This window comes from Janthinobacterium sp. GW823-FHT06H09 (assembly GCF_058794735.1).
Window position 1 is genome coordinate 159515 of record NZ_JBXAHC010000010.1, and the last position, 24142, is coordinate 183656.

A 24142-nucleotide genomic window follows, 5' to 3' on the forward strand; every position below is an offset into this window, starting at 1 on the left:
GTTTCCATACAGATAAAAAGACGTTACTATGAGAACTGCCAGGGCTGCGACTTCGTTTCGACAGCCCCAGCACGTTACACCGTCTGATATGCATTGCTTGTCATAGAAAATACATGGATCATAAAACTTCTGGGGATTGGCCACTGCCCTCCGGCGCCTGGTACGTCGATGACGCGGGCGCGTGGAGCATGCAGCGCAGCGCGGACGGCCAGAATGTCTCGCCCTTGGTGAGCCAGGCCGATATCGGCAAGCTGATGCTGGCGCGGCGCCTGCCGGCGGCGGCCGGCGCGCCCGTGCGGCAGTTTCCGCCCGAATTTGCGTTCGACCCCGCCTCGGGCGCGGCCTTGCAAGTGCCGCCCGAGGCGGCCGCCACGCCGTCCGGGGTGGCGCCTTGGGTTCCTCCTTTCGGCGCGCATCCTGTCAGCGATGTGCCGCCGGCCGGTCCGGCCGGCTTGCGCCAGGCCAGCGTACCGCTGAAGCTGGCCGACCAGCGCGCGCGCGAAGAGCATGCGCAAGCCGATGCCTCGCTGCCCATGCCGCCGCCCGGCGAATACGAATTCTTTTCCGCCCCGTTCGGCACCAGCGCGCCCGCGCTGCTGGCGCTCGACCCGCGCAAGGCCGTCCTACACGCCTGGCTGCCCGCCTCGAAACGCTGGCTGGCGCTGGACCCCGACCATGGCGGCTTGCTGGCCGAATCGGACCTGGCCCACGGCGCCTGGCGCGCCGAGCTGGTGCCTGACTTCAATAGCGTGCTGGTCTTGCCGACCGGCCATGGCCTGGCCTGCATCCGTCCCGACGTGCCTTCGCTGAGCTACGTGGTCGAGCACGTGGGTGGCGCGCCGTGCGTGGCCGCGCCTGTCTGGTTCCAGAGCCGCCTGTGGGCACCGCTGCGCGACGACGATGGCCGCATCCGCTTCGTCAACCTTGATGCGCAACAAAAGCCGGGCAGCGACGTGCTGCTCGACGGCGTGGTTGACCTGGGCACCGTCAGCGCCCCCGTGGCCTACAACCGCATGGCCGTGTGGCCCTGCGCCAACGGCCAACTCCGGCTGCAGTTGCAGCCGGACGGCAACGTGGCTGCTTCGTTTACGCCCTGGCCCGAAGGGCTGGTGCCGCATTTCGAATTCGGCAGCCCGTACGTGTCGCGCGACGGCGGCCTGTGGCAGCTATGCTTCGAGCGCAGCCGCGGCACCTATGTCTACGTGAAACTGGGCGCGCAATCTGAGCGGGCCGACGCGCTGGCGCCGCGCCTGTGCTCGGGCAGCTTCAATTACCGCTTCGCCGCCAAGCTGAAAACGGCGCCGTGGGAAGAACCGGAACACGGCGACGACGGCGGCAAGAACCAGGCGGTCATGCCGCTGCTGGAATCGGGCGGGGGCAGCAGCGTCTTTGGCGTCAAGTTCGCCACCAGCGCCGGCCTGTCGAGCGTGCTGCGTTCGAACGAGCGCCTGGCGGCCCAGCTGGTGCAGGACGACGAGTTGCGCGAGACCGTGTTCCACACGTTCGCCGTCAGCGAGCCGTGGCGCGTGCGCCTGTTTGTGCATGAAGGCATGCTGTGGGCCTACCACCCGCTGCTGTCGCGCATCGATGGCTGGGCCTTGCAGGCATGAAGGCGCGCTTACTGACCGTGGCTTGCGCCGCGTTTTTCAGCGCCGCCGCCGCGCATGCGGCCGGTATCCAGCAAGCGTTTCTGGTGCAAAACTCGGGCTGGATGGAGCCGTTTTACACGGATGAGCATTCACAGCTGAAAGCCCTGGTGGGCGCCGTGGCGCAGGCCGCTACAAACCCGTCCGACAAGGTGTATACGCTGGCCTTCAGCCAGAGCAGCGGCAGCAATGTGTCGCCAGCGCTGATCGGGCAAGGGCAGGGCGGCGCCGGCGTGGCGGGCCAGCTGGCCAATCTGGGCCTGGCGCGCAAGAGCGCCGGCGGCGCGCTGGCCGACACGGATTTTCAGGAAGCCGTGACCAAGACCATCACGGGCCCGTTTCAGTCCGCGTCCGGCATCGTGTGGATCTTTACCAATAACAAGAACAGCCCGAACAACGACAGCCAGACGGCCGAGCGCAACCGCGATTTTTACCGCTTGCTGCACCTGGAACCGTCGATCACCAAGACGGTGGTGTTTCCGCTGCGCATGCCCGTGCAGGGCAAGCTGTACAGCGCCAAGGGCTTGATGGTGTATGCGCTCGCGTATGGCCAGCCCGCGTCCGAGGCGTTGACCCGCATCCTGACCGAGGGCCGGCTGTCGCAAGTGCTGACGCGTCCGCCCGCGCGGCTGAAACCGGTGGACCAGGATGCCGTGCGCATCGTGCCCCAGTCCGTCAAGAACAGCGCCAATGTGCACGCCAGCCTGGGCCGCGACGGGCGCACCATCGTGCTCGACGTCGATGCGGCGAACCTGGTGCCGCAAGTGGTGCTGCAGGCGTCCTTGCAAAACATGTTTTTCCCGTACGTGATCGACAGCGCCAGGGTGCACGCCAGCTTGGCGGGCCAGAACGCGCCGCTGCACGTTGCGCCAGATCAAATCCGCCAGCTGCAGCCGGGTGCCAGCCAGTCCGTGCAGGTGCAGTTTGCGTTGCCGATGGCGCAGATTCCGTCGCCGTGGTCGGCGCAGGCGATCGCCGCCATGGGCAAGCAGGTGTTGCTGCCCATGCAGGCGCAGGTGGGCCTGTCGGAACAGCGGCTGGCGCTGGCGTCCAGCTTCGGCAAGGATTTGCAGGAACTGTTTCCCGGCGATCCGATCTCCGGCATGTTCACGCCGCCCGACAGCGTGCGCGCGTCGCAGGCGACGATCCCGCTGCTGGTGCGCATACAGTATCCGCTCTTGCCCGTGCTGGTGATCCTCGGCGGCGTGCTGGCGCTCGTGCTGGGCTTGCTGGCGCTGGGTTTGCTTGGCACGCGCGCCACGCGCTACAAGGTGATGGCCGACGGTGTGCAGCGGCAAGTGCTGCTCAAACCCTTCAAAAGCGTGCAGATCCGCGACGATGACGGCCGCGACATCGGCGAACTCAAGCGTGGCCTGGGCAAGCCGGCCGTCGTGCGCGTGGCCGAAGGCCATACCCTGAGCCTGGCCTGAGCAACCGTTCTTTAAATAAACCTTCTATTCAACTGAGGCATACCATGGCGCAAGACACTCCCAAAGACAACAGCGGTTTTACCCTGCCGGCCCCCGCATCCGCGCCACCGGCCGCCGATGCGCCGGGCGCACCAGCATCCACCACGGCCACCACCGAAGCTGCGCCCGCGTTGGACGCCGCCGCCACGACCGACACCTCGTCGCGCGACACTCTGATCGGCGGCGTCGTGCTGTTGCTGCTGTTCGTTGCCTTTTTCTTTGCCAAGAATGCCTATGCGAATGGCCTGGTGGCCAAGCGCGTGCCGCCGAACAAGGCCAATGCCTCGGGCTGGTGGCTGTTCATCTTCCTGGCCAGCCTGGCGACCGGTGTCGTGCTGGCGGCCGTGAATGCCCATAAATTCCTCGCGCCGCTGTTCATGGGACCGCTGGTGCTGGTGGGCCTGGTCGCGTTACTGTTGACCTTTACTTCCAGCCGCCGCTAAGCACACGCCGTTGCACGCATCATCGAAGGAATCACCATGGCAGAGAACCTGAACCAAACCATCCCCGGCGGCGCCAGCGAGCGCAAGCAGGACAAGATCATCGAACTGCGCCCGACCCTGTTCATCGGCATCGGCGGCACGGGCATGCAGGTGTTGATGCGTGTGCGCCGGCGCATCCTCAACACCCTGTGGGGCGGCGCGGGCAACCGCACGCGCATCGAGGGGCTGGCCGACTTCCCCATCGCGCAATTCATCCATTTCGACCTCGACAATGGCGCCGTGATCGAGAGCGGCGAGTCGCAGGCGAAGGACTTGCAGTTCGACCAGGTGAAGTTCACGGACGACGACAAGGTGGTCGAATCGTTCGACATGGACAAGTACAGCCGCGATGAAGATTCCTTGGAGAAATATCCGCACATCAAGGAATGGCTGCCGCTGACGCCGCAGCGCATCCGCGAGCTGCGCTTTGACATGAGCAGCGGCGCCGGGCAGATCCGCGCCGTGTCGCGCCTGTATTTCTTCGACAAGTACGCGAAGATCCGCGACAAGATCCGCTTGAAACTGAAAGCGCTGAAGGCGGGCCTGTCGCACGAGCGCCAGCTGGCCGAACTGGGTTTGCGCATGGAAACGAACCGTTTCCGCATCGTCATCGTCGGTTCCGTGGCGGGCGGCACGGGTTCCGGGTCCTTCCTCGACATGGGCTTGCTGGCGCGCTGGCTGGCGCGCAGCGAAGTGGGCGCGGCCGACGTGGAGCTGATGCTGTTCTTGCCGACCGGCTACACCAAGGCCAACAAGGACAGGGTCGAGGCCAACGGTTATGCGGCGCTGATGGAGCTGGAATCGGCCATGATGGGCAACAAGGGTTATGTGGGCCGCTGGGATGCGTATGACCGTCCGGAGCTGACGCGCGAGCCGTACAGCGAGGTGTACCTGATCGATTCGGGCAATCTTGCCCAGCAGCACACCAAGGATGTCAGCGACGTCTACCACATGGTGGCCGACTCGCTGTTCGAGGATTTTGCCTCGGCCGACTTTGCCCGCGCCAAGCGCTCGATCGCCGTCAACCAGGCGCAGCACAAGAATTCGCTGTACAACGCGCCCGTGCCGCAAGACCGCTTCGGCGACATGCGTTTGTATTTCTCGAAGCGCTTTTCCTCGTTCGGCATGGCCGTGCTCGATACGCGCCAGGAAGCGGCGCGCGACGAGCGGGCCCACCGCTGGGCCGGCGCCATGCTGCAAGCGTTCTTTGGCGTGGGCGGCACGGACGCGGGCGCCAACCGCGCCACGGATACGCAGCGCGATAATTTTCTTGCTGCAAATATGTTCCTGAAGGGCACGCCCTTCAGCGATTTCCCCGAGTTTTCCGACAAGAGCATCGAACTGAAGCGCTCCAGCGGCGACTTCATCGATTTCCGCGTCGTCGACGAATTGCTGGAAGACCGCCACGGCCACTTGCTGGCCGGCGTGGAAAACCGGGTCAATACGCGCATTAACGATATCCGCACGGGCTTCGACCGCAGCGAATGGCCGGCCCAGGTGCGCGACGCCATGAAACATCTGGAACGCGACGCCGTGCGCGACCAGGATTCCACGGCCGACACGACGGAAGACCGCATCAGCAAGCGCCGCCGCGAAGTGCTCGACGACGTCAAGAAAGTCGTGCGTGACCAGTTGTATGGTTATCTTGATAATAAGGAATTCGGCGGCCTGGAATACGTGCTGTCGCTGGTGGAACAGATCAAGGACCGCATCGAGGCGCCGGGCAGCGGTTTGACGGCGCAGATCGGCAACAATGCCGAACGTTACCGCGAAATCAAGGAAGCCGTGCGTTCGCGCGAATACGAGCGCCTGCTGAACAACCTGGAACAGACGCGCAGCACCTTCGGCTTCCTCAGCAATGGCGAAAAGCAGGCGGGTGTGGTGATGGACCATTTGCGCACGGAAATGGCGAATGCGCTGAAATTCCATCTGCGTGCCAAGGCGGCGGACGAGTCCGTCATCTTGCTGGGCGAGCTGTCGCGCTGGCTGGGCAACCGGGTCGGCGTCGATGCGCAGGGCCGCGCACAGTGGAATGGCCTGGTGGGCGAGCTGCAAACGGGCCGCGAAGGCGTGCTGGCCATGCTGGCGGAACTCAAGACGGCCAATACCATCCTGCAAAAGGACCTGGACAAGGAACATGCGACCCTGATCGTCATTCCCGTCACGGAAAAAGACATTGCGCTGCCGTCGGCGGCCACCTTGCGCCAGTGGGCCGATGAAGCGTTCAAGGACATGGGCGGCTCGAAAGCGCTGTTCCCCATGCTGGGCGAACCGGCGCAACGGGGTTTGATCCTGGCCAAGGTGACGCGCATGGCCGAGAACATGATCGCCACGGCGGGCCTGGCGGAAGGGGCGACGAGCACGCCCGACCCCCTGTTCGAGGCGCTCGAGCAGATGGACGTATCCGAACGCCTGGACCGCTTCCGCAAGCTGCTGGCCTGCTCCATGCCCTGGATCGACGCCAACATGGCGGGCGACTTCACGGTCGTGTCGGACCAGTTCAAGTGCGTGATCGGCGTAGCCAACGCGGCCGCCTTCAAGGCGAAGTTCGGCGCCGAGCTCGAATCGTGCGTGCCGACCCAGGTGGGCATTACGGTGAGCCAGCTGGAAATCGTCGAGACGGGCATCCGCGGGCGCGCCGTCTGCTATTGCGAGCTGGCCGGCGTGCCGATGACGGTGCTGCGGGGCCTGGAAGGCTGGCGCACCAGTTACCGCAAGGAAGGCGACAACGACAAGGCGCCGACCCACACGCATATCGATCCAACGCAATTTACGCACCCGATCGCGCCGAACACGGATGAGATGAAGCGCCTGGCCGAGGATTTCGGCGAGTTCCTGCAGGCGATCATGCTGGGCGTGCTGACGCGTCACACGGGCAGAGTCGTGCCGCCAGGCCAGTACCAGTTTGCCGTCGAACCGGGCGACCTGCGCCGCATCGGCAACGAACGGGCCATCCGCCAGAACGGCATGCCGGCCTCGTACGAGAAAAACATCGCCTTGCGCATCGAGGAAAAATTGACGGCGCTTGACGCCGTGCAGACGGCGGCCATGGCCGCGCTGGCAAAATACTATGAACGCACCGTGTATGCGCCCAAGCTGGTGGCGCAGGCCGATGGCTCGCAGCTGCCGTACGTCGGCTTTGGCAGCGCCATTTCCGCCGAAGTGGGCGCGCGTTTGCGCGAGTCGGCGCGCCGCAAGGGCATGGGCAGCGATGAGCTCGACCGCACGGTGCAAGCTCTGCTGGGCCGTCTGAAGGAATGGGCGAACGTGATCGGCGAATCCGACGGCGACGCCTACGACTGGGAAGTGCGCGAGCCGGAAGCGGACGGCCAGCCCCGGTTGAAATATGCGATCAAGGGGGAAATGCTGGAAGCGGGACGCCTGGAGCAACTGCTGCGCCCGGCCAGCGCGCCGGCCGCTGCCGTGGCGCCGGCCTTCGGCATGGCGCCGCCACCGCTGGGCGGCATGCCGCCGCCCCTGGTGGAATACCAGTATTTCCTGGGCATAAACGGCCAGCAGCAGGGACCGTTCACGGCCCAGCAGATCGTGCAGTACGTGCAGGCAGGGCAGGTCGTACCCGGCACCACCAAGGTGTGGCGCGCCGGTTTGCCGGCCTGGGCCGAGCTGGCCCAGTTCCCCGAGCTGGCGCCCTTGTTCCTTAGCGCGCCGCCACCGTTGATGCCGCCGCCTCTGTGAACGCTGGAATGACGTTGGAATGAAGGATTAGTTTTGGATATCTGCAACAAATGCAAGACGGGCCTGTGGACCGTTGTCAGCCATTGCCCGTACTGCGGGCAGGCGCAGGCTGGCATAGTCCAGCCAGCCGCGGCCATGCCGCCGCCGCTGCCTGTGCCGGTGGCGGCGCCGGCGCCGGCGCCTGTGCCAGTATCACCGGCGCCTGCGCCCAAGCCGCCGCCCCAGCCGGTGACACCGGCGCCTGCGCCGAAAGCGCCGCCCAAGCCGGCTCCGGCTCCGGCTCCGGTCCCGGTGCCGCCGCAGGCCGCGCCGAAGCCCGTGCCTGTGCCTCCACCGGCGCCTGCACCGACAGTCCCGCCGCCGCCGCGCAAGTGGCTGCGCTGGCTGGGCGGCGCCGTCGTGCTGGCGGCCGTCATCGTCTACATGAATGGCAAGCCGGGTGGCAAGAGTGAATCGGCCTGCAATGACGCCATCGACAGTGGCTTGAAGCTGGTGGCGAATGGCAGCCTGGACGGCGCCCGCCAGAAGCTGGCGACGGCGAAAAATGTGTGTACGGGCAAGTCCAGCGCCAAGGCCGACGATCTGCAGGCGGCGATCGGCAAGGCGGGCGTCGCATCGGGTAGTTGCCAGCGCGGCGTGCGCGCCATCGAGCGCAATATTGACGGCCATCAATTGCAAAGCGCCGCCAGGGGCATTGCCGGGCTCGACATCGATTGCGCGGGCGCTGCCAGCGTGGATTCCTTGCGCAAGCAGCTGGCGCGCCAGCAGGCGGCAGCCGCGTCCGTGCTGGTCGGCGTGCGCCAGGCGCTCGATGGCAAGGATGCGACGGCGGCCCGCAATGGCATCGCCAGGCTGGAAGCGATCGACCGCGAAGCGGTGGAATTGCCGCAGCTGAAGGCCGACGTGCAGGCGCTGTCGATGGCGGCGCCCGTTTCTGCCCCGTCACCGGCCCCGGCGCAGGCAGCAATGCCGGCACAGCAGGAACCGGCGCCCGCGCGCGTGGTCGAACGTCCAGCGGTGACCGAACGCCGTCCGCTGGAAACGTCGCCCGTCGATAGCGGCGCGGTCATGCGCAACGAAATGGCGCAATCATTCCTGCGCGATGCCGAACGTTCATTGCTGGAAGGTAAGTTCGATGCGGCCAAGACGTATCTGGAAAGCGCGCGCCGCATCGATCCGGGCAATGCGCGCATCGACAATCTGTCGCGCCGCATCCGCGAGCGCGAACGGCAAGTGCTGCAGACGGAAACAACGATCAATTAGTCATCCGGGAGTTACCATGCTGAATCACACCACCTTGCGCGCCGTCGCTGCGCTGACCATCGCGGCCATGCTGACCGGCTGCGCCACGGCGACTATGAGCCCGAACGGCGTGCGCCAGGACAGTTCCTATCCGCAAGGCGGCGCCCAGGCGGCCACGGATGAGGATCCGTGCAGCGTGGGCACGTCGGCGGCGGCCGGTGCGGCCGTGGGCGCGCTGCTGGGGGCGCTGGCGGGCGGCAAGAATGGCGCGCTGAAGGGCGCGGCCATCGGCGGCGGCCTGGCGGCGGCCGGTTGCCTGGCCATCAATGTCAATTCGCGCCAGACCAAGACGGCGGCGCAGGCGGACCGCGACTACATCCGTACGCGCGGCGCCTTGCCGCGCGAGCCGCAAGTGGTGTCGTACACGCCGCAGCTGAGCGCGTCGACCGTCAAGCGCGGCCAGCCGTTCAAGGTCAACTCCGTGGTGGAGCTGGTCAACGGCAGCGCGCAAAGCGTCAACGACGTGCGCGAAGAACTGGTGGTGCTCGACCCGCAAGGCCAGCCCTTCAAGTCAGGCTCGAAAGCCCTGGCCAGCAACAACAAATCGGGCGGTCGCTTTGAAAACTCGTTCGAGCTGACCTTGCCGGCCGGCGTGTCGCAAGGCGTGTATGGCGTCAAGACGAATCTGTACGTGAATGGCAAGCTGGCCGCCACGCGCGATTTGCGCACGCAGCTGGTGATGCTGGACGACAATAGCGGCGTGGCGCGGCTGGCGCTGCGCTGATCGCCGTATGCAAATGCGTAGGTCGGATTAGCGGGGTAAAGCCCCGCGTAATCCGACAACACCACTAACGCCAACAATGTTGTCGGATTACGGCCCCTTGGGCCTAATCCGACCTACGCGCCGCCCTGGTAGCCGTGTTGGCGCCAGGCCTCGTAGACAACGACGGCCACCGTATTCGACAGATTCAAACTGCGGTTGTCCGGGCGCATGGGCAGGCGGATGCGTTGCTCGGACGGAAAACCGTCGCGCAGGGCCGGATCGAGGCCTTTCGTTTCCGAGCCGAACACGAACACGTCGCCGGGCAGGAAGGCCACGTCGCCGAACGGGCGCGAGCCGCGCGTCGTCATGGCGAACATGCGGGCGGGGTCGGGCTGGGTATCGGCCAGGAAGGCTGCCCAATTCTTGTGCACCTTCATCTTCGCGTAATCGTGGTAATCGAGGCCGGCGCGCTTCATCTTTGCATCGTCGAGGGGAAAGCCCAGCGGTTCGACCAGGTGCAGCTGCGCGCCCGTGTTCGCGCACAGGCGGATGACGTTGCCCGTATTGGGCGGGATTTCAGGTTCTACCAAAACAACGTGAAACAAAATGCTCTCCTTGGTCTATCTCTCATATATACAGCGAATTTAATGCGGCGGCGTGCGCGCCACCACCAGGATGCTGACCCTGGCCGCCCCCGCGCGCTTGCAGGCGGCCGCCAGGGCGTTGACGGTATGGCCGCTGCTCATCACGTCGTCGACGATGCCGACATGGCATCCTGGCAATAACGGCGCGTAGTCCGGCGCGATGGCGAACGCGTGCGCCAGGTTGGCTTGCCGTTCCTGCGGCGCAACGCCGCTTTGCGCCCGCGTTTCGCGCACGCGCAGCGCCAGCCGGGGCTGCAAAGGCACGTCCAGCAGGCGCGCCAGCGGGCGCGCGATTTCCAGCGCCTGGTTAAAACCCCGCTCGGCCAGCCGGGCCGAGCCCAAGGGCACCGGGCACAGCAATTGTGGCGCTTGCCATTCCTGCTGTTGCTGAATGGCAACATGCAGCAGTTCTGCGAACAGGGGCGCCAACGCCAGTCGCGCGCCGAATTTCAGCTGCAGCAGCAACTGGTCGACGGGCGCCGCATAGTCAAACGCCGTGACGGTGGCGTCATACGCGGGCCGCTGGCGCAAACAGCGCCCGCACAGTTGAGCCACCTCAATGTCAGCGAGCGGATTGGCGCACTGGCGGCAGCGGTGGCGCAGTTGCCCGCGTCCTTGCCCCAGGTACTGCGCGCGGCAAGGCGGGCACAGCACTTGCGGGCAACCGATGCCGCACAGCGCGCATTGCGCCGGCAGCACGGTGTCGCCCAGCCACAGTCGCAGCGCCTGCCAGGCGGCATCAAGGCGTTGCCGGGTGGCGGTCCGCATCGCGATGGCGTCGTTCCATGTACACTGCCGACATTATCTCACCTCACCCGATTCAACATGCCAGTTCCCACCAGTCCGCCCAAAATGAGTGCGCCCATCGATGCGGTGCAAGTACGCGATTTCTTTTCCCGTCCGGCGCGCGTCGCGCCGTCGGACTTCCTGCGCCGCGAAGTGTCGGCACGCATGCACGAGCGCCTGGAGCTGGTGAAAATCACGCCGCATCGCGTGCTTGACGCCGGCTGCGGCCCAGGCGCGGACCTGGCGCAATTGCACAAGGATTATCCCGCCGCGCAGATTATCGGTCTCGATGCAGCGCAAGCGATGATGCAGGCGGCGCGCGCGCCCGCGTCGAAACTGGCCAGCCTGAATCAGTTCCTCAGCAAATTGCTGCCGGCCAAGACAGGCGTGGATTTGTTGTGCGGCGACCTGGGCGACCTGCCGCTGGCGCAGGGCAGCATCGACCTCGTGTGGTCGAATCTGGCGCTGCACTGGCATGCCCAGCCCGACCGCGTGTTTGCCGAATGGCGGCGCGCGCTGCGCCTCGATGGCTTGCTGATGTTTTCCTGCTTCGGCCCCGATACCTTCCGCGAAGTGCGCGACGCGTTTGCCGAGGCGGATTTATATCCGCACGCCTTGCCCTTCGTCGACATGCACGATTTTGGCGACATGCTGGTCGAGACGGGCTTTTCCACGCCCGTGCTGGACATGGAGATCATCACCGTCACCTACGATACGGCGGAAAAACTGCTGGCGGACGTGCGCGCCTTTGGCGGCAACCCGCTCACTACGCGCCGGCGCGGCCTGATGGGCAAGGCGGCCTGGCAGCGCATGCTGGCCGCGCTGGAAAAGACGCGCCGTCCCGACGGCAAGCTGGGCTTGAGTTTCGAGGTGATCTATGGTCACGCCTTCCGTCCCGCGCCGCGCGTGACGCGCAATGGCGAAGCGATCATCCGCTTCGATCTGCCGCGCAAGCCCAAATAAAAGGGCAAAGAAACCGACACTTGGTCGCATTCGCGCGCGATGTGGCAACTTGGCGTTGCAAAGCACGCGGCGGCCGGGAGAAGGGCGCGCACAAAGCCGATTATTGCTTGATGGATTCAAGTTTACTTGATTATAATCGTTGATTGTTTGTCAGCTTGCTAATTGAAAAAAACAAGGGCTGCATACAAAATAAAAAAAACAAAGCGAGACTTATTCGAAGTTACTGCATTAGTATAGTAACCATCTTCCACACGAGGCCATTTCGATGTGGGGAAGAAAAACAGGGTTCCAGCATGGTTGCGCGCCGCCGTTTTTTGCTGCGGCAGCCAGCATGGAATTCGCTGGTGCTTGACGCACATGGCCGCATTCCGGCCGTGTTGCTTTCATGGAGGAGCGGCAGCGGTCCAGTACGGAGAAATCCGCAGCCGTTTAAAATATCATTATTTTTGGGTGGTTGGGGAAAACATGACACATGCAAAGCGACTTCAATCGTTGCTGCTCGGGCTGTCTTTGACAGCGTTTGGCATCGGGCGATGGGCCACGGCGGCACCGGCTGCCAGCACCTATCCCGGCACCGGCGGTCCCGTGCCGTTCGAAATGAATCTGCAACCGCCGGCGACACAGATCGCCCATGAAATCTACGATTTGCACACCCTGATGATGATCATCTGCCTGGTGATCTTCGTGGCCGTGTTCGGCGTCATGTTCTATTCCATCTTCAAGCACCGCAAGTCCCTGGGCCACAAGCCGGCCACTTTCCACGAAAGCACCACCGTCGAGATCGCCTGGACCGTCGTGCCTTTCCTGATCGTCATCGGCATGGCCCTGCCTGCCACGCGCACCGTGGTCGGCATGAAGGACACCTCGAACGCCGACATCACCATCAAGGCCACCGGCATGCAGTGGAAATGGGGCTATGACTACCTGAAAGGCGAGGGCGAAGGCATTTCCTTCCTCTCCAACCTGGCCACGCCGCGCTCGCAAGTGGGTGCGCCAGGTGCGCCGCCGACGGAAAAACGCGGCGAAAATTACCTGATCGAAGTCGACAACGAAGTCGTCGTGCCGGTCAACAAGAAGATCCGCGTGGTACTGACGGCCAACGACGTCATCCACGCCTGGTCCGTGCCCGCCTTTGGCGTCAAGCAGGATGCGATTCCAGGCTTCGTGCGCGACACCTGGTTCAAGGCCGACCATATCGGCACCTTCCGCGGCAATTGTGCCGAGCTGTGCGGCAAGGAACACGCGTTCATGCCCATCGTCGTCAAGGTCGTCTCAGCCGACGACTACAAGGCTTGGGTTGATGTAAAACAAAAGGAAATGGCGGCATTGGCTGATGATCCAAGCAAGGTGTGGACCATCGACGAATTGAAGGTCAAGGGCGAGAAAGTGTATACGGCCAACTGCGTGGTCTGCCACCAGGCGACCGGCAAGGGCGTACCAGGGGCATTTGCGCCGCTGGACGGCTCGGCCGTGGTGAACGGCCCGAAAGCCGATCAGATCCACGTCTTGCTGAACGGGCAAAAGAGCGGTAAGTATCCCGCTGAAATGCCGGCATGGAAACAGCTGTCCGACACGGAAATTGCCGCAGTGATCACTTACACGCGCAATTCCTGGTCGAACAAGGCCGCAGAGAACATCGTTCAACCAGCCGAAGTCGTGGCTGCACGCAAGTAATTAGGAGCCGCATATGAGTACGAGCACGAGCACCTTGGACCACGCCGGTCACGATCACGACCATGCCCACGACCACCCGACTGGCTACCGCCGCTGGCTGTTTGCCACCAACCACAAGGATATCGGCACCTTGTACCTGTGGTTTTCGTTCATCATGCTGCTGTCGGGCGGCGTGCTGGCCCTGATGATCCGTACGGAACTGTTTCATCCGGGCTTGCAATTCTTTCACCCTGAATTTTTTAATCAACTGACCACCATGCACGGCCTGGTGATGGTGTTTGGCGCCATCATGCCGGCCTTCGTCGGCTACGCCAACTGGATGATCCCGCTGCAAGTGGGCGCGTCCGACATGGCGTTTGCCCGCATGAACAATTTCTCGTTCTGGCTGCTGCCGCCGGCCGCGCTGCTGCTGGCCACGTCATTCCTCGTACCGGGCGGCGCCACGGCTGCCGGCTGGACCCTGTATGCGCCGCTGTCGACGCAGATGGGCCCCGGCATGGACATGGCGATTTTTGCCATGCACCTGATGGGCGCCTCGTCCATCATGGGTTCGATCAACATCATCGTCACCATCCTGAACATGCGCGCCCCCGGCATGACCCTGATGAAAATGCCGATGTTCTGCTGGACCTGGCTCATTACCGCGTATCTGTTGATCGCCGTCATGCCCGTGCTGGCCGGCGCCATCACCATGACCCTGACGGACCGCCATTTCGGCACCTCGTTCTTTAATGCGGCAGGCGGCGGCGACCCCGTCATGTACCAGCACATCTTCTGGTTCTTCGGCCATCCCGAGGTCTACATCATGATTCTGCCGGCCTTCGGCATCGTCTCGCAGATCCTGCCCGCGTTTGCCCGCAAGCCGCTGTTCGGCTACGCCTCGATGGTCTACGCTACCGCTTCCATCGCGATTCTGTCCTTCATCGTCTGGGCGCACCACATGTTTACCACCGGCATGCCGGTGACGAGCCAGCTGTTCTTCATGTACGCGACCATGCTGATCGCCGTGCCCACGGGCGTGAAAGTGTTCAACTGGATCGCCACCATGTGGAAGGGCTCGATGACGTTCGAAACGCCGATGCTGTTCTCGGTGGGCTTCATCTTCGTCTTCACCATGGGCGGCTTCACGGGCCTGATCCTGGCCGTCACGCCGATCGACATCCAGCTGCAGGATACCTATTATGTGGTGGCGCACTTCCACTACGTGCTGGTGGCCGGTTCGCTGTTCGCCCTGTTCGCCGGTTTCTACTACTGGTCGCCGAAATGGACGGGCCATATGTACAACGAGACGCGCGGCAAGATCCACTTCTGGCTGTCGCTGATCACGTTCAACGTGACCTTCTTCCCGATGCACTTCCTGGGCCTGGCCGGCATGCCGCGCCGCTACGCCGACTATCCGGCGCAGTTCACGGACTTCAATATGATCGCCTCGATCGGCGGCTTCGGTTTCGGCCTGATGCAGGTGTACTTCCTGTTCTTCGTCGTCTTGCCGACCATCCGCGGCGGCAAGGCTGCGCCAGCGAAACCGTGGGAAGGCGCGGAAGGCCTGGAGTGGACCGTGCCGAGCCCGGCGCCGTTCCACACGTTTGAAACGCCGCCGACCGTGAAATAAGGTATCGCGGGCCGGCGTGTTGCGCGGCCCGTCTTGAATAAAGTGCCTGCCATGACCGAAGTGAAAACTGAGCGCAAGAAACCGAACAACCTGCGTACCGGGCTGATCTTGGCCGCCCTGGCGGCCTTCTTCTTCCTGTCCGTGTTCGTCAAGCGCATGTGGCTCTGACGTGACGACGCCCCACCAACAGGAAACGCGCGGCCTGAACCGCAAGATGCTGGGCAAGCTGCTCGTCATTGCCGTGCTGATGTTCGGCTTTGGCTATGCCCTGATTCCCGTCTACAAGCAGATTTGCGAAGTGATGGGCATTAACGTGCTGACGCAAAAAGATGGCACGGTGGCTTACGACAACAATACGCAGGTCGATACGACGCGCAGCATCACCGTCGAGTTCGACGGCAATGCGCAAGGGCCATGGCGCTTCCGCCCGACCGTCTCGAGCATGCAGGTGCATCCGGGCGAGCTGGTGACCGTCCTGTATGAAGTGGTCAACACGCAAAACCGCGTCGTCAACGCGCAAGCCATCCCCAGCTACGCGCCGCAGAGCGCCACGCCGCATTTCAAGAAGGTCGAGTGCTTCTGCTTCAAGCAGCAGACCTTGAAGGCCCACGAAGCGCGGCAGATGCCGGTGGTGTTTTTCCTCGATCCGGCCCTGCCGAAAGAGGTGAAGACCATCACCCTGTCGTACACGTTTTTCGAGATTGCCGGTCTGAGCCAGGCTCAAACGCCGGCCGTCCAATAGGAGAGTGTCATGGGCGAATCCAAGCAGCCTGAAAAAGCGTCGTTCCTGTATTCGCTGCGGGCCGTCGTCTGGTCGTTCACGGGACTGCGCCGCAAGAGCGATTTCGACACGGATTCGGCCAAGCTCAATCCCGTGCACATCGTCATCGCCGGTTTCCTGGTGGTGGCTTGCCTGATCGGCATCCTGATTTCAATTGTTAAATTCGTCGTTTTATAAATTATAAAAAACCACCCTATAAGTTTTTGAGGAGATGATGATGAGTTCCAACCACGCCGCCGTACCTTATTATTTCGTGCCCGGCCCGTCGCGCTGGCCCATGCTGGGCGGCGCCAGCCTGCTGCTGACCATGATCGGTGCCTCGGCCTGGGTCAACGACGTCTCCTGGGGACCATACGTGAATTACCTGGGCATCGCGGGCATCCTGCTGGTGCTGTATTTCTGGTTCGGCGACGCCATCAGCGAATCGGAGCAGGGCCTGTACAGCGAGCGCATCGATCACTCGTTCCGCTGGAGCATGAGCTGGTTCATCTTTTCGGAAGTCATGTTCTTCGCCGCCTTCTTCGGCGCCCTGTTCTACGCGCGCAGCATCTCGATGCCATGGCTGGCCGACCTCGACCACAAGGTGATCTGGCCCGATTTCGCCGCCCACTGGGGCAATACGGGCCCGGCCGGCACGGTGCAGGAATTCACCACCATGACGCCGTTCTGGATTCCGACCATCAATACGGCCCTGCTGCTGACGTCGGGTGTCACCCTGACGATTTCCCACCACGCGCTGCGCGCCGGCCACCGCGCCATGACGGCCCTGTTCCTGTTCGCCACCATCGTGCTGGGCGCCATTTTCATGGGCTTCCAGGTCTACGAATACATGCACGCCTACAGCGAACTGAACTTGAAATTGACGTCCGGCATCTATGGCGCCACCTTCTTCATGCTGACGGGCTTCCACGGCTTCCATGTGACCCTGGGCGCCATCATGCTGTCCGTCATCCTGTACCGCGTGCTGAAAGGCCACTTCACGCCCGAGCATCACTTCGGCTTCGAAGGCGCCGCCTGGTACTGGCACTTTGTCGACGTCGTCTGGCTGGGTCTGTACGTGGTCGTGTATTGGTTATAATGGCGGGGCAGGGCGCGCGTTGTTGAGGGGCGCGCCGGCACCATAAAAAAAAGCCGTACCGGGAGATCCTGGGTACGGCTTTTTTCTTAGTGTGAAGAATTTTGCTAAGCAAGCAACGTCGTTGGCAACGGGGTCAGACCCGTCGGGTCTGACCCCAGCCGTTAATGTATGCCCGTCGGCTGGATGTAACCCAGATGATGCGCCAGCAGGATCAGCAAAAACAGGGTGATCGACAAGCCCACGCGCAGGGCCAGCGCCTGCACGGTGCGGTTGCTCTTGCCCTTGTCGCGCATGAGGAAGAACAGGGCCGAGCCCAGGCTGCCCAGGATCAGGATGAAGGCGATGGCAACGAGGATTTTCATGGATGGTAGCGCCAGGCTTGAGGAGGTTTCATTGTAATGCGTATCCGCTTCCATTTTAGATGGATTCCATTTGTTGTAATGCTGCTACTGGTGGCGTTGGGCGTGTCGCTGGCGCAATGGCAGCAGCGCCGCAGCGATGAAAAACTCGCCCGCGCCGCCCGGCTCGAGGCCGGCAACCAGGCCGCGCCGCTGGCCTTGACGGCCGTACCGCTGCTGCCGGACGATGCGCAAGCGATCGAGTACCGCCGCGTCACCGTCACGGGCCGTTTCGTGCCCGCCTGGACGGTCTACCTGGACAACCGCCCCTACAAGGGCCAGGCCGGCTTCCACGCGCTCACGCCATTTCAAATAGACGGTTCGACCATGCACGTACTGGTGGCGCAGGGCTGGTTGCCGCGCAACAATGCCGAGCGCACGCGCATTCCCGACTACGCCACGCCCACGGGTACGGTGACGATCACCGGCATCGCGCGCCTGAACGCGGGCCATGTGATGGAACTGGGCACGGCGCCGGCCCTGGCGCCGCACGCCATCGTGCAAAATGCCGATATCGGCCAGCTGGCCCGGGCCAGCGGCCTGGCCCTGCAGCCATTTATCCTCGAACAAACAGTCGACCCAGCAGCGGCGCCAGCGGCCAGCCAGCTTCCCGTGCGCGACTGGCCGGCGCCCGACCTGGGCGCCGACAAGCACCGCGGCTATGCTTTCCAGTGGTATGCACTGGCAATGATGGCTTTTTTATTTTTTGTCTTTACAGGATTTCGACGTGCAAACAAACAGCCCTGAAGCAACGCAAGACAACAGCAACAAGCAGGCACAGAATACGGGACGGTGGAAACTGCTGGCCGTCGTGGCCGTGTGCGCCTTTCCCATCATCGCTTCGTATTTCACCTATTACATCATCAAGCCCACGGGCCGCAACAACTATGGCGCCCTGATCGACCCGCGTCTGTACCCGATACCGGAAGCCCAGCTGCAGGTGACGGAACTGGACGGCAAGCCCGCGCCGCTGGCCCAGTTCAAGGGCAAGTGGGTGTTGCTGCAGACGGGCCCGTCCGATTGCCAGGAAGCGTGCAAGAAGCAATTGTTTGACATGCAACAACTGCGTTTGATGCAAGGCAAGGAGCGCGAACGCCTGGAACGGGTCTGGCTGGTGACGGACGCTCAGCCGCTCGACACGCTCGTGATGCGGGAATTCGACGGCACCAGCATGCTGCGCGTGAATAATGACGCCTTAAAGGCGTGGCTGCCCGTGGAGCCGGGCGGCAAGACCAGCGACCACTTATATTTGATCGATCCGCTGGGCAACCTGATGATGCGCTTCCCGAAAGACGCGGACCCGAACAAGATCAAGAAAGACATCGCCAAGCTGCTCAAAGCTTCGGCGATCGGTTAAGGGGAACGCATGCCGACGATGCATCTCTCCGCGCTGGCCCAGCTGGGCTTGACGGGTCTGCTGGTGGCGCTGCTGCCTTTGAGCATGGTGTGGGTGTCCGCGGACGCCAATAAATACCGCAAGCTCGTGTGGATCGCCGTCTTCCTGACGGTCGACCTGATCATGTTTGGCGGTTTTACGCGCTTGTCCGATTCCGGCCTGGGCTGCCCCGATTGGCCAGGCTGCTATGGCTCGGCCAATCCTTTCCTCGCGCACGAACACATCGTCGCGGCGGAAACCCTGATGCCGACGGGCCCCGTCACGGTAGTGAAAGCGTGGATCGAAATGACGCACCGCTACCTGGCCATGGCCATCGGCGTCTTGATCGTGGCGATGATGGTGCAGGCGTGGCGCCAGTGGAAGAAAAGCAAACGCGAGGAATTCGCCCCGGCCCTGCCGACGGCGCTGTTCCTGTTCGTCTGCCTGCAGGGCGCGTTCGGCGCCTGGACCGTCACCTTGAAGCTGCAACCGGTGATCGTCACCATCCACTTGCTGCTGGGCATGGGCTTGCTGGCCATGCTGACGTGGCTGGGCGGGCGCCAGGATCATGCCGTTAAACCCCTGCTGCGCGCCGATGCGGACGCTGCCGTGCTGCGCCCCGTGCGCGCGCTGGCCGTCATGTCGCTCGTGCTGCTGACGGTGCAGATCGCGCTGGGCGGCTGGGTGAGCACCAACTACGCCACCCTGGCCTGCACGGATTTCCCCCTGTGCGGCGGCAAGGTGATTCCGGAGATGGATTTCGAGCATGGTTTCCACCTGTGGCGCGAACTGGGCAAGACGGCCGCCGGCCACTATTTGCCGTTTTCCGCGCTGACGGCCATCCACTGGGTGCACCGCAACTTCGCCTTCATCGTGCTGGCCGGCATCGGCTATACCGTGTGGCGGGCGTGGAAATTGCCATCCTTGCGCGGCACGGCCCGCTGGGTGGCGCTGGTGCTGGCCCTGCAGGCGGCCACGGGCCTGGCGACCATCTACCTGAGCTGGCCATTGTCGATTGCCGTGCTGCATAACGGCGGGGCGGCGCTGCTCGTGTTGTTGCTGACCATGTTAAACTACAAGGCTAAATTCCAACTCGATGTAGCGCGCAATGTTCAGCGCGCTTGCGCCGCCGCGCCAGTGCCCTCGGCACCAGCCAGTCCTTCCCGTACCGCATAAATGACTACTCAGACCATCAGCCGTAAACCATCCCCCCGCATCGCCCAGTACTGGGCGCTGACCAAGCCCCGCGTGACGCAGCTGGCCGTATTTTGCGCCGTCATCGGCATGTTCCTGGCCAGCGAGGAGTTGCCGGACTGGCATGCGGTGGTGTTCGGCACCATCGGCATCTGGCTGCTGGCCGGCGCCGCGTTTGCCGTCAATTGCCTGGCCGAGCGCGAGATCGATGCGCGCATGGCCCGCACGGCGCGCCGCCCGATGGCCATGGGCGACATCACGGTGAAACAGACGGTGGTGTTCGCGCTCGTGATCGGCGGCCTGGGCATGGCGATTTTGTATCACCTCGTCAATCCGCTGACCATGTGGCTGACCTTTGTCACCTTTGTCGGCTATGCCTTGATCTACACGATGGTGCTCAAACCCGCCACGCCGCAAAACATCGTCATCGGCGGCCTGTCCGGCGCCATGCCGCCCGCGCTGGGCTGGGCAGCCGTCGCCAACGACGTGCCGATGCAGGCGTGGCTGCTGGTCCTGATCATTTTCGTCTGGACGCCGCCGCACTTCTGGGCGCTGGCCATGTACCGCCGCGACGATTATGCGCGCTCGGGCTTGCCCATGCTGCCCGTCACGCACGGCATGCAATTTACGCAATTTCACGTGTGGCTGTACTCGATCGCGCTGGCCGCCACCACCTTGCTGCCGTACGCCGTGCGCATGAGCGGCCTGATCTACCTGGCTGCGGCCGTGGTGCTCAATGCCGGCTTCCTGTATTACGCGTGGAAGATGTACCGCCACTACACGGACTTGATCGCGCGCAAAGCGTTTACTTTTTCCATCATCTACCTGGCATTGCTGTTCGCGGCCTTGCTGGTCGATCACTACATTCCCCTCGGAACATGAAAAAAACCCTGACTCTGTTGCTGGCGGCCGCGCTGGCCGTCGTCCTCGCCGGCTGCGGCAAGCCTGCCGCACCGAAGCTGGCATTCAAGAACACGGACGTGACGGGCCTGGGCTACGCGCGCGAATTCGCGCTGACGGACCACACGGGCCAGCCGCGCACCCTGGCCGACTACAAGGGCAAGCTGGTGCTGATGTTCTTCGGCTACACGCAATGCCCGGACGTCTGCCCCACGACCATGGCCGACATGGCGCAGGTGATGCAGGAAATGGGTCCGCAGGCGGACCAGGTGCAGGTGCTGTTCGTCACCGTCGACCCCGAGCGCGACACGCAGGCCTTGCTGGCGCAATATGTCCCCGCTTTCGACAAGCGTTTCGTGGGCCTGTATGGCGATGCGGCCGCGACGGCCAGGGTGGCCAAGGAATTCAAGGTGTATTACGCCAAGGTCGAAGGCGAAACGGACAGCAGCTACACGGTCGACCATACGGCCGGCACCTATGTGTTCGACCGCGAAGGCAAGATCCGCCTGTTCGTGCGCCACGGCGAAAAGCCTGCCGCCATCGCGCACGATCTTAAACTTCTGCTATCCTGATCCGGTCGCGCCCCCGGGCGCCATCTTCAGGATATGCAGTACATGGATAAACGTTTCGAGCCCCACGCCCGCCTGGCAGCCATCATCTTCCTGTTGATCGGCTGCTTTTTCGTCTTGCGCCCCTTCCTCGCCGCCATGCTGTTTGCCGCTTGCGTGGGCATTTCCAGCTGGCCCCTGTATCTCCTCCTGCTCGACCGCCTGAAAGGCCGGCGCAACTGGGCGGCCGCCATCATGACCCTGTCATTGCTCCTGGTCATCGTGCTGCCGCTGGCCCTCGTCACCTACAACCTGGCCGACAATGTGTCGCGCATCTACGAGCAGATCCGCGCCGCGCTGGAAGCGGGCGGCCTGCATCCGCCCGTCTGGCTGGCCAGCATTCCCGTGGTGGGCGAAACCATCGCCGGCTACGTAGAGCGCCTGCTCGCCGACCGCGAGGAATTACTGAATCTGGGCAAGACGATGCTGGAGCCGGCGCGCCACTTCCTCGCTTCCGGCGGCATCCTGCTGGGCACGGGTCTGGCGCAGACCAGCCTGGCCGTGTTCGTCAGCTTCTTCCTCTACCGCGACGGCCAGCAGCTGAGCCGTGCCTTGATGACGGGCGCCGGCCGCATCATCGGCGACAGCGCACCCGGCGTGGGCCTGACCATCAGCCGCACCGTGCGCGGCGTCATGTACGGCTTGCTGGGCACGGCGCTGGCGCAAGCGCTGGTGGCCGTGGTGGGCTTCCTGATCGCCGGCGTGCCGGCCGTCGCGCTGCTGGGCGTGGCCACCTTCATCTTTTCGCTGATCCCCGTCGGCCCACCGCTGATCTGGGGCGGTGCCGCCATCTGGCTGTTTTCAGACGGCCAGACGGGCTGGGGCATTTTCATGCTGGTGTGGGGGGCGCTGCTGATCAGCGGCGTTGATAATGTGGTCAAACCCATGCTGATCAGCCGCGGCAGCAGCCTGCCGTTTTTGCTGGTGTTGCTCGGCGTGCTGGGCGGCGTGCTGGCCTTCGGCTTCGTCGGTATTTTCATCGGGCCGACCCTGCTGGCGGTGCTGTACAGCCTGTTGCAAACGTGGACGGTGGGCGAAACCACCGTGCCGCAGGGCAAAGATACGATTACGTTGAAGAAGTAATCAGTCGCGCAAGTCCGCATCGAGATCGCGTTCCTGCTTCGGAATCACCTTGATCAGCACGATGCGGGGCCCGTTCATCTTCTTGACGACGATGTCGAAGTCGACGAAGGTGATGCGCTGGCCCTGCTTTGGAATGTCACCGAGCTTGACCATGATCAAGCCGCCCACCGATTCCACGTCGTCCAGCCCCAGCTCCTCGTTTTCAATATCGATGCCGAGGATGCGTTCGAGCGAGAAGATGGGCAGGCTGGCCTTGCCGATCAGGGTGCCGTCGCTTTGCTTGAGCCAGTCGTTTTCATTGCGGCGGAATTCGTCGCGGATTTCACCGACCATGGCACCGAGCAAGTTATCGAGGGTGATGAAACCCAGCGGGCGCTTGCCCTTCTCGCCGATCAGGGCGAAGTGGGGCGCGCCGTCGCGAAAGCGCCGGAACAGTTCCAGGGCCGGCGTGCGCGCGGAAATGATGTCCACGGGACGCAAAAACGGCGTGAGCGAGGTGATCGGTTTGCCCGCCTGCTGGGCAAAGAACAGATCCTTGAGGTGTACCACGCCCAACACGTCGTCTTCATTCGTGTCGAAATACGGGTAGCGGCTGAAGCGGTTGCGCAGCACCGTGTCGAGGTTTTCTTCCAAGGTGCTCGACGCGTGCAGGGCGATCACTTCATTGATCGGGCGCATCAGGTCCGACACCGTCATTTGTTCGAAATCAAGCGACTGGGCCAGGATGTTGCGCTCGTCGCGCGTAAACTTTTCGCCGGGCTGGCTGGTGCGCAGGATCAGTTTCAGTTCTTCGGATGAGTAATGGGCATCGTGGCCGCCCTTGCCGGACAGGCCCGCCAGGCGCAGCACCCAGTTGGCGCTGGCGTTGAGCAGGTAGATGGCCGGGTACATGGTCCAGTAGAAACCGTACAGGGGAATCGCGCTCCACAGGCCGACGGCTTCCGGGTTGCGGATAGCCATCGATTTGGGCGCCAGTTCGCCCACGACGATATGCAGGAAGGAAATCACGCTGAAGGCGAGGACAAAGGAGATGCCGTGGATCAGCTCTTGCGAGGTGACGCCGATGGCGCCGAACAGCGGCTCGAGCAAGCCGGCAAATGCCGGTTCGCCGACCCAGCCCAGGCCCAGCGAGGCCAGCGTGATGCCCAGCTGGCAGGCGGACAGGTAGGCGTCCAGCTGGCCATGCACCTTGGCCAGGATGCGGCCCCGCAGCCCTTGCGTCTTGGCGATGGCGCGGATGCGCGTGCGCCGCAAGGTGACGATGCCAAACTCGGCGGCAACAAAAAAACCGTTCAGCGCGACCAGGAAGAGGGCGAGCAGGACTAGCAAGACATTGTGCATGGGGGCGCAAAAGATGGGCTGTTAAAACGTCATCTTAAACGACGAAGGCCGCCATAGCCTAATTTTGCCGCGCGCGCGTGCGATGAAGCAGCCGACTGCCTCATAACTTTGCGCTGGCACCTTATATTTCCTCCACGATAATGTTGCTTGATATTTATGAATGTGTTGATAAAGTTCATGCTCTACGGACGCGGATCTTAAAAAATGTACCAATTATATCGATATGTTCCCCCATGCAACTAGTTGCTAGTTGTATAATAAGGAATATTTTTTTAATTGCAATAATGAGGTTTATGAGGCGATAGGGTGTGGATTATTTAGTAATTTTAAATTTTATGAATTTTTATATAATATTTTTGATGAAAAATTTCTTGGATATTTTTGATTTTGTTCTGTAGTAGCGTAGG

General features: G+C 63.0%; 23 protein-coding genes. 19 read left to right on the forward strand and 4 right to left on the reverse strand.

Going from position 1 to position 24142, the window contains the following annotated elements:
* Window positions 1-113: 113 nt before the first annotated feature.
* The 6 genes from AC1Q6X_RS18760 to AC1Q6X_RS18785 all read left to right on the forward strand — a co-directional run bounded on the left by AC1Q6X_RS18760 (window position 114) and on the right by AC1Q6X_RS18785 (window position 9319).
* The gene (locus AC1Q6X_RS18760) at window positions 114-1610 is read left to right on the forward strand and encodes a hypothetical protein (RefSeq protein WP_492498097.1); all 1497 of its coding nucleotides are present in this window, start codon (window positions 114-116) and stop codon (window positions 1608-1610) included.
* On the forward strand, window positions 1607-3076 hold the full coding sequence (locus AC1Q6X_RS18765; RefSeq protein ID WP_492498099.1) for a hypothetical protein: 1470 nt from the start codon (window positions 1607-1609) through the stop codon (window positions 3074-3076). Before AC1Q6X_RS18760 ends, AC1Q6X_RS18765 begins: the two co-directional genes overlap by 4 nt.
* A gap of 44 nt (window positions 3077-3120) precedes the next feature.
* Entirely contained in the window at window positions 3121-3558 is a 438-nt protein-coding gene (locus AC1Q6X_RS18770; RefSeq protein WP_230506337.1) for a hypothetical protein, read from the forward strand.
* Between the two features lie 36 nt (window positions 3559-3594).
* Window positions 3595-7293, forward strand: coding sequence for a tubulin-like doman-containing protein (locus AC1Q6X_RS18775; RefSeq protein WP_492498101.1), 3699 nt, complete (start codon window positions 3595-3597; stop codon window positions 7291-7293).
* Window positions 7294-7611: 318 nt separating this feature from the next.
* Window positions 7612-8556 carry a hypothetical protein gene (locus AC1Q6X_RS18780; protein WP_492498103.1) on the forward strand — a complete coding sequence of 315 codons (945 nt, stop codon included), beginning with the start codon at window positions 7612-7614 and terminating at the stop codon, window positions 8554-8556.
* A 16-nt stretch (window positions 8557-8572) separates the two neighbouring features.
* Window positions 8573-9319 carry a hypothetical protein gene (locus tag AC1Q6X_RS18785; protein ID WP_492498105.1) on the forward strand — a complete coding sequence of 249 codons (747 nt, stop codon included), beginning with the start codon at window positions 8573-8575 and terminating at the stop codon, window positions 9317-9319.
* Between the two features lie 113 nt (window positions 9320-9432).
* On the opposite strand, the gene trmL is transcribed toward AC1Q6X_RS18785, so the two are convergent.
* Both trmL and AC1Q6X_RS18795 read right to left on the reverse strand, forming a co-directional pair.
* On the reverse strand, window positions 9433-9903 hold the full coding sequence (trmL, locus tag AC1Q6X_RS18790; RefSeq protein ID WP_492498107.1) for a tRNA (uridine(34)/cytosine(34)/5-carboxymethylaminomethyluridine(34)-2'-O)-methyltransferase TrmL: 471 nt from the start codon (window positions 9901-9903) through the stop codon (window positions 9433-9435).
* Between the two features lie 39 nt (window positions 9904-9942).
* Window positions 9943-10710: a phosphoribosyltransferase family protein gene (locus AC1Q6X_RS18795; RefSeq protein ID WP_492498108.1), complete on the reverse strand. Its 768-nt coding sequence runs from the start codon at window positions 10708-10710 to the stop codon at window positions 9943-9945.
* Between the two features lie 57 nt (window positions 10711-10767).
* On the opposite strand from AC1Q6X_RS18795, the gene AC1Q6X_RS18800 reads away from it, so the two are divergent.
* The 7 genes from AC1Q6X_RS18800 to AC1Q6X_RS18830 all read left to right on the forward strand — a co-directional run bounded on the left by AC1Q6X_RS18800 (window position 10768) and on the right by AC1Q6X_RS18830 (window position 16836).
* The gene (locus AC1Q6X_RS18800) at window positions 10768-11691 is read left to right on the forward strand and encodes a methyltransferase domain-containing protein (RefSeq protein ID WP_227742101.1); all 924 of its coding nucleotides are present in this window, start codon (window positions 10768-10770) and stop codon (window positions 11689-11691) included.
* 465 nt (window positions 11692-12156) lie between these two features.
* A complete protein-coding gene (gene coxB, locus AC1Q6X_RS18805) occupies window positions 12157-13365 on the forward strand; it encodes a cytochrome c oxidase subunit II (RefSeq protein WP_070222560.1) in 1209 nt (402 codons plus the stop codon).
* A gap of 13 nt (window positions 13366-13378) precedes the next feature.
* Window positions 13379-14977 (forward strand): cytochrome c oxidase subunit I, encoded by a 1599-nt coding sequence (ctaD, locus tag AC1Q6X_RS18810; RefSeq protein WP_034749009.1) that lies wholly within the window; start codon window positions 13379-13381, stop codon window positions 14975-14977.
* 51 nt (window positions 14978-15028) lie between these two features.
* Window positions 15029-15145 carry a cytochrome oxidase small assembly protein gene (locus AC1Q6X_RS18815; RefSeq protein ID WP_217494223.1) on the forward strand — a complete coding sequence of 39 codons (117 nt, stop codon included), beginning with the start codon at window positions 15029-15031 and terminating at the stop codon, window positions 15143-15145.
* 1 nt (window position 15146) lies between these two features.
* Complete coding sequence (locus tag AC1Q6X_RS18820) at window positions 15147-15719, forward strand: cytochrome c oxidase assembly protein (RefSeq protein WP_071650232.1); 573 nt, start codon at window positions 15147-15149, stop codon at window positions 15717-15719.
* A gap of 9 nt (window positions 15720-15728) precedes the next feature.
* On the forward strand, window positions 15729-15935 hold the full coding sequence (locus AC1Q6X_RS18825) for a DUF2970 domain-containing protein (protein WP_034749002.1): 207 nt from the start codon (window positions 15729-15731) through the stop codon (window positions 15933-15935).
* A 40-nt stretch (window positions 15936-15975) separates the two neighbouring features.
* Window positions 15976-16836, forward strand: coding sequence for a cytochrome c oxidase subunit 3 (locus tag AC1Q6X_RS18830; protein WP_070222559.1), 861 nt, complete (start codon window positions 15976-15978; stop codon window positions 16834-16836).
* 161 nt (window positions 16837-16997) lie between these two features.
* Here AC1Q6X_RS18830 and AC1Q6X_RS18835 read toward each other — a convergent pair whose 3' ends face one another.
* A complete protein-coding gene (locus AC1Q6X_RS18835; RefSeq protein ID WP_046683386.1) occupies window positions 16998-17198 on the reverse strand; it encodes a twin transmembrane helix small protein in 201 nt (66 codons plus the stop codon).
* A gap of 36 nt (window positions 17199-17234) precedes the next feature.
* On the opposite strand from AC1Q6X_RS18835, the gene AC1Q6X_RS18840 reads away from it, so the two are divergent.
* The 6 genes from AC1Q6X_RS18840 to AC1Q6X_RS18865 are packed head-to-tail and all read left to right on the forward strand — an operon-like array spanning window position 17235 to window position 22394.
* Complete coding sequence (locus tag AC1Q6X_RS18840) at window positions 17235-17981, forward strand: SURF1 family protein (RefSeq protein WP_492498112.1); 747 nt, start codon at window positions 17235-17237, stop codon at window positions 17979-17981.
* Entirely contained in the window at window positions 17962-18591 is a 630-nt protein-coding gene (locus AC1Q6X_RS18845; RefSeq protein WP_492498114.1) for an SCO family protein, read from the forward strand. Before AC1Q6X_RS18840 ends, AC1Q6X_RS18845 begins: the two co-directional genes overlap by 20 nt.
* A gap of 18 nt (window positions 18592-18609) precedes the next feature.
* Entirely contained in the window at window positions 18610-19785 is a 1176-nt protein-coding gene (locus tag AC1Q6X_RS18850) for a COX15/CtaA family protein (protein WP_492498169.1), read from the forward strand.
* Window positions 19786-20685, forward strand: a complete 900-nt coding sequence (gene cyoE / locus AC1Q6X_RS18855) for a heme o synthase (RefSeq protein ID WP_070222556.1) — start codon at window positions 19786-19788, stop codon at window positions 20683-20685. It begins immediately after the preceding gene.
* Window positions 20682-21275 (forward strand): SCO family protein, encoded by a 594-nt coding sequence (locus tag AC1Q6X_RS18860; RefSeq protein WP_492498116.1) that lies wholly within the window; start codon window positions 20682-20684, stop codon window positions 21273-21275. The genes cyoE and AC1Q6X_RS18860 overlap by 4 nt, the downstream gene beginning before the upstream one ends.
* 42 nt (window positions 21276-21317) lie before the next feature.
* Window positions 21318-22394 (forward strand): AI-2E family transporter, encoded by a 1077-nt coding sequence (locus tag AC1Q6X_RS18865; protein ID WP_492498118.1) that lies wholly within the window; start codon window positions 21318-21320, stop codon window positions 22392-22394.
* Here AC1Q6X_RS18865 and AC1Q6X_RS18870 read toward each other — a convergent pair whose 3' ends face one another.
* A complete protein-coding gene (locus tag AC1Q6X_RS18870) occupies window positions 22395-23735 on the reverse strand; it encodes a hemolysin family protein (RefSeq protein WP_070222551.1) in 1341 nt (446 codons plus the stop codon).
* Window positions 23736-24142 lie beyond the last annotated feature (407 nt).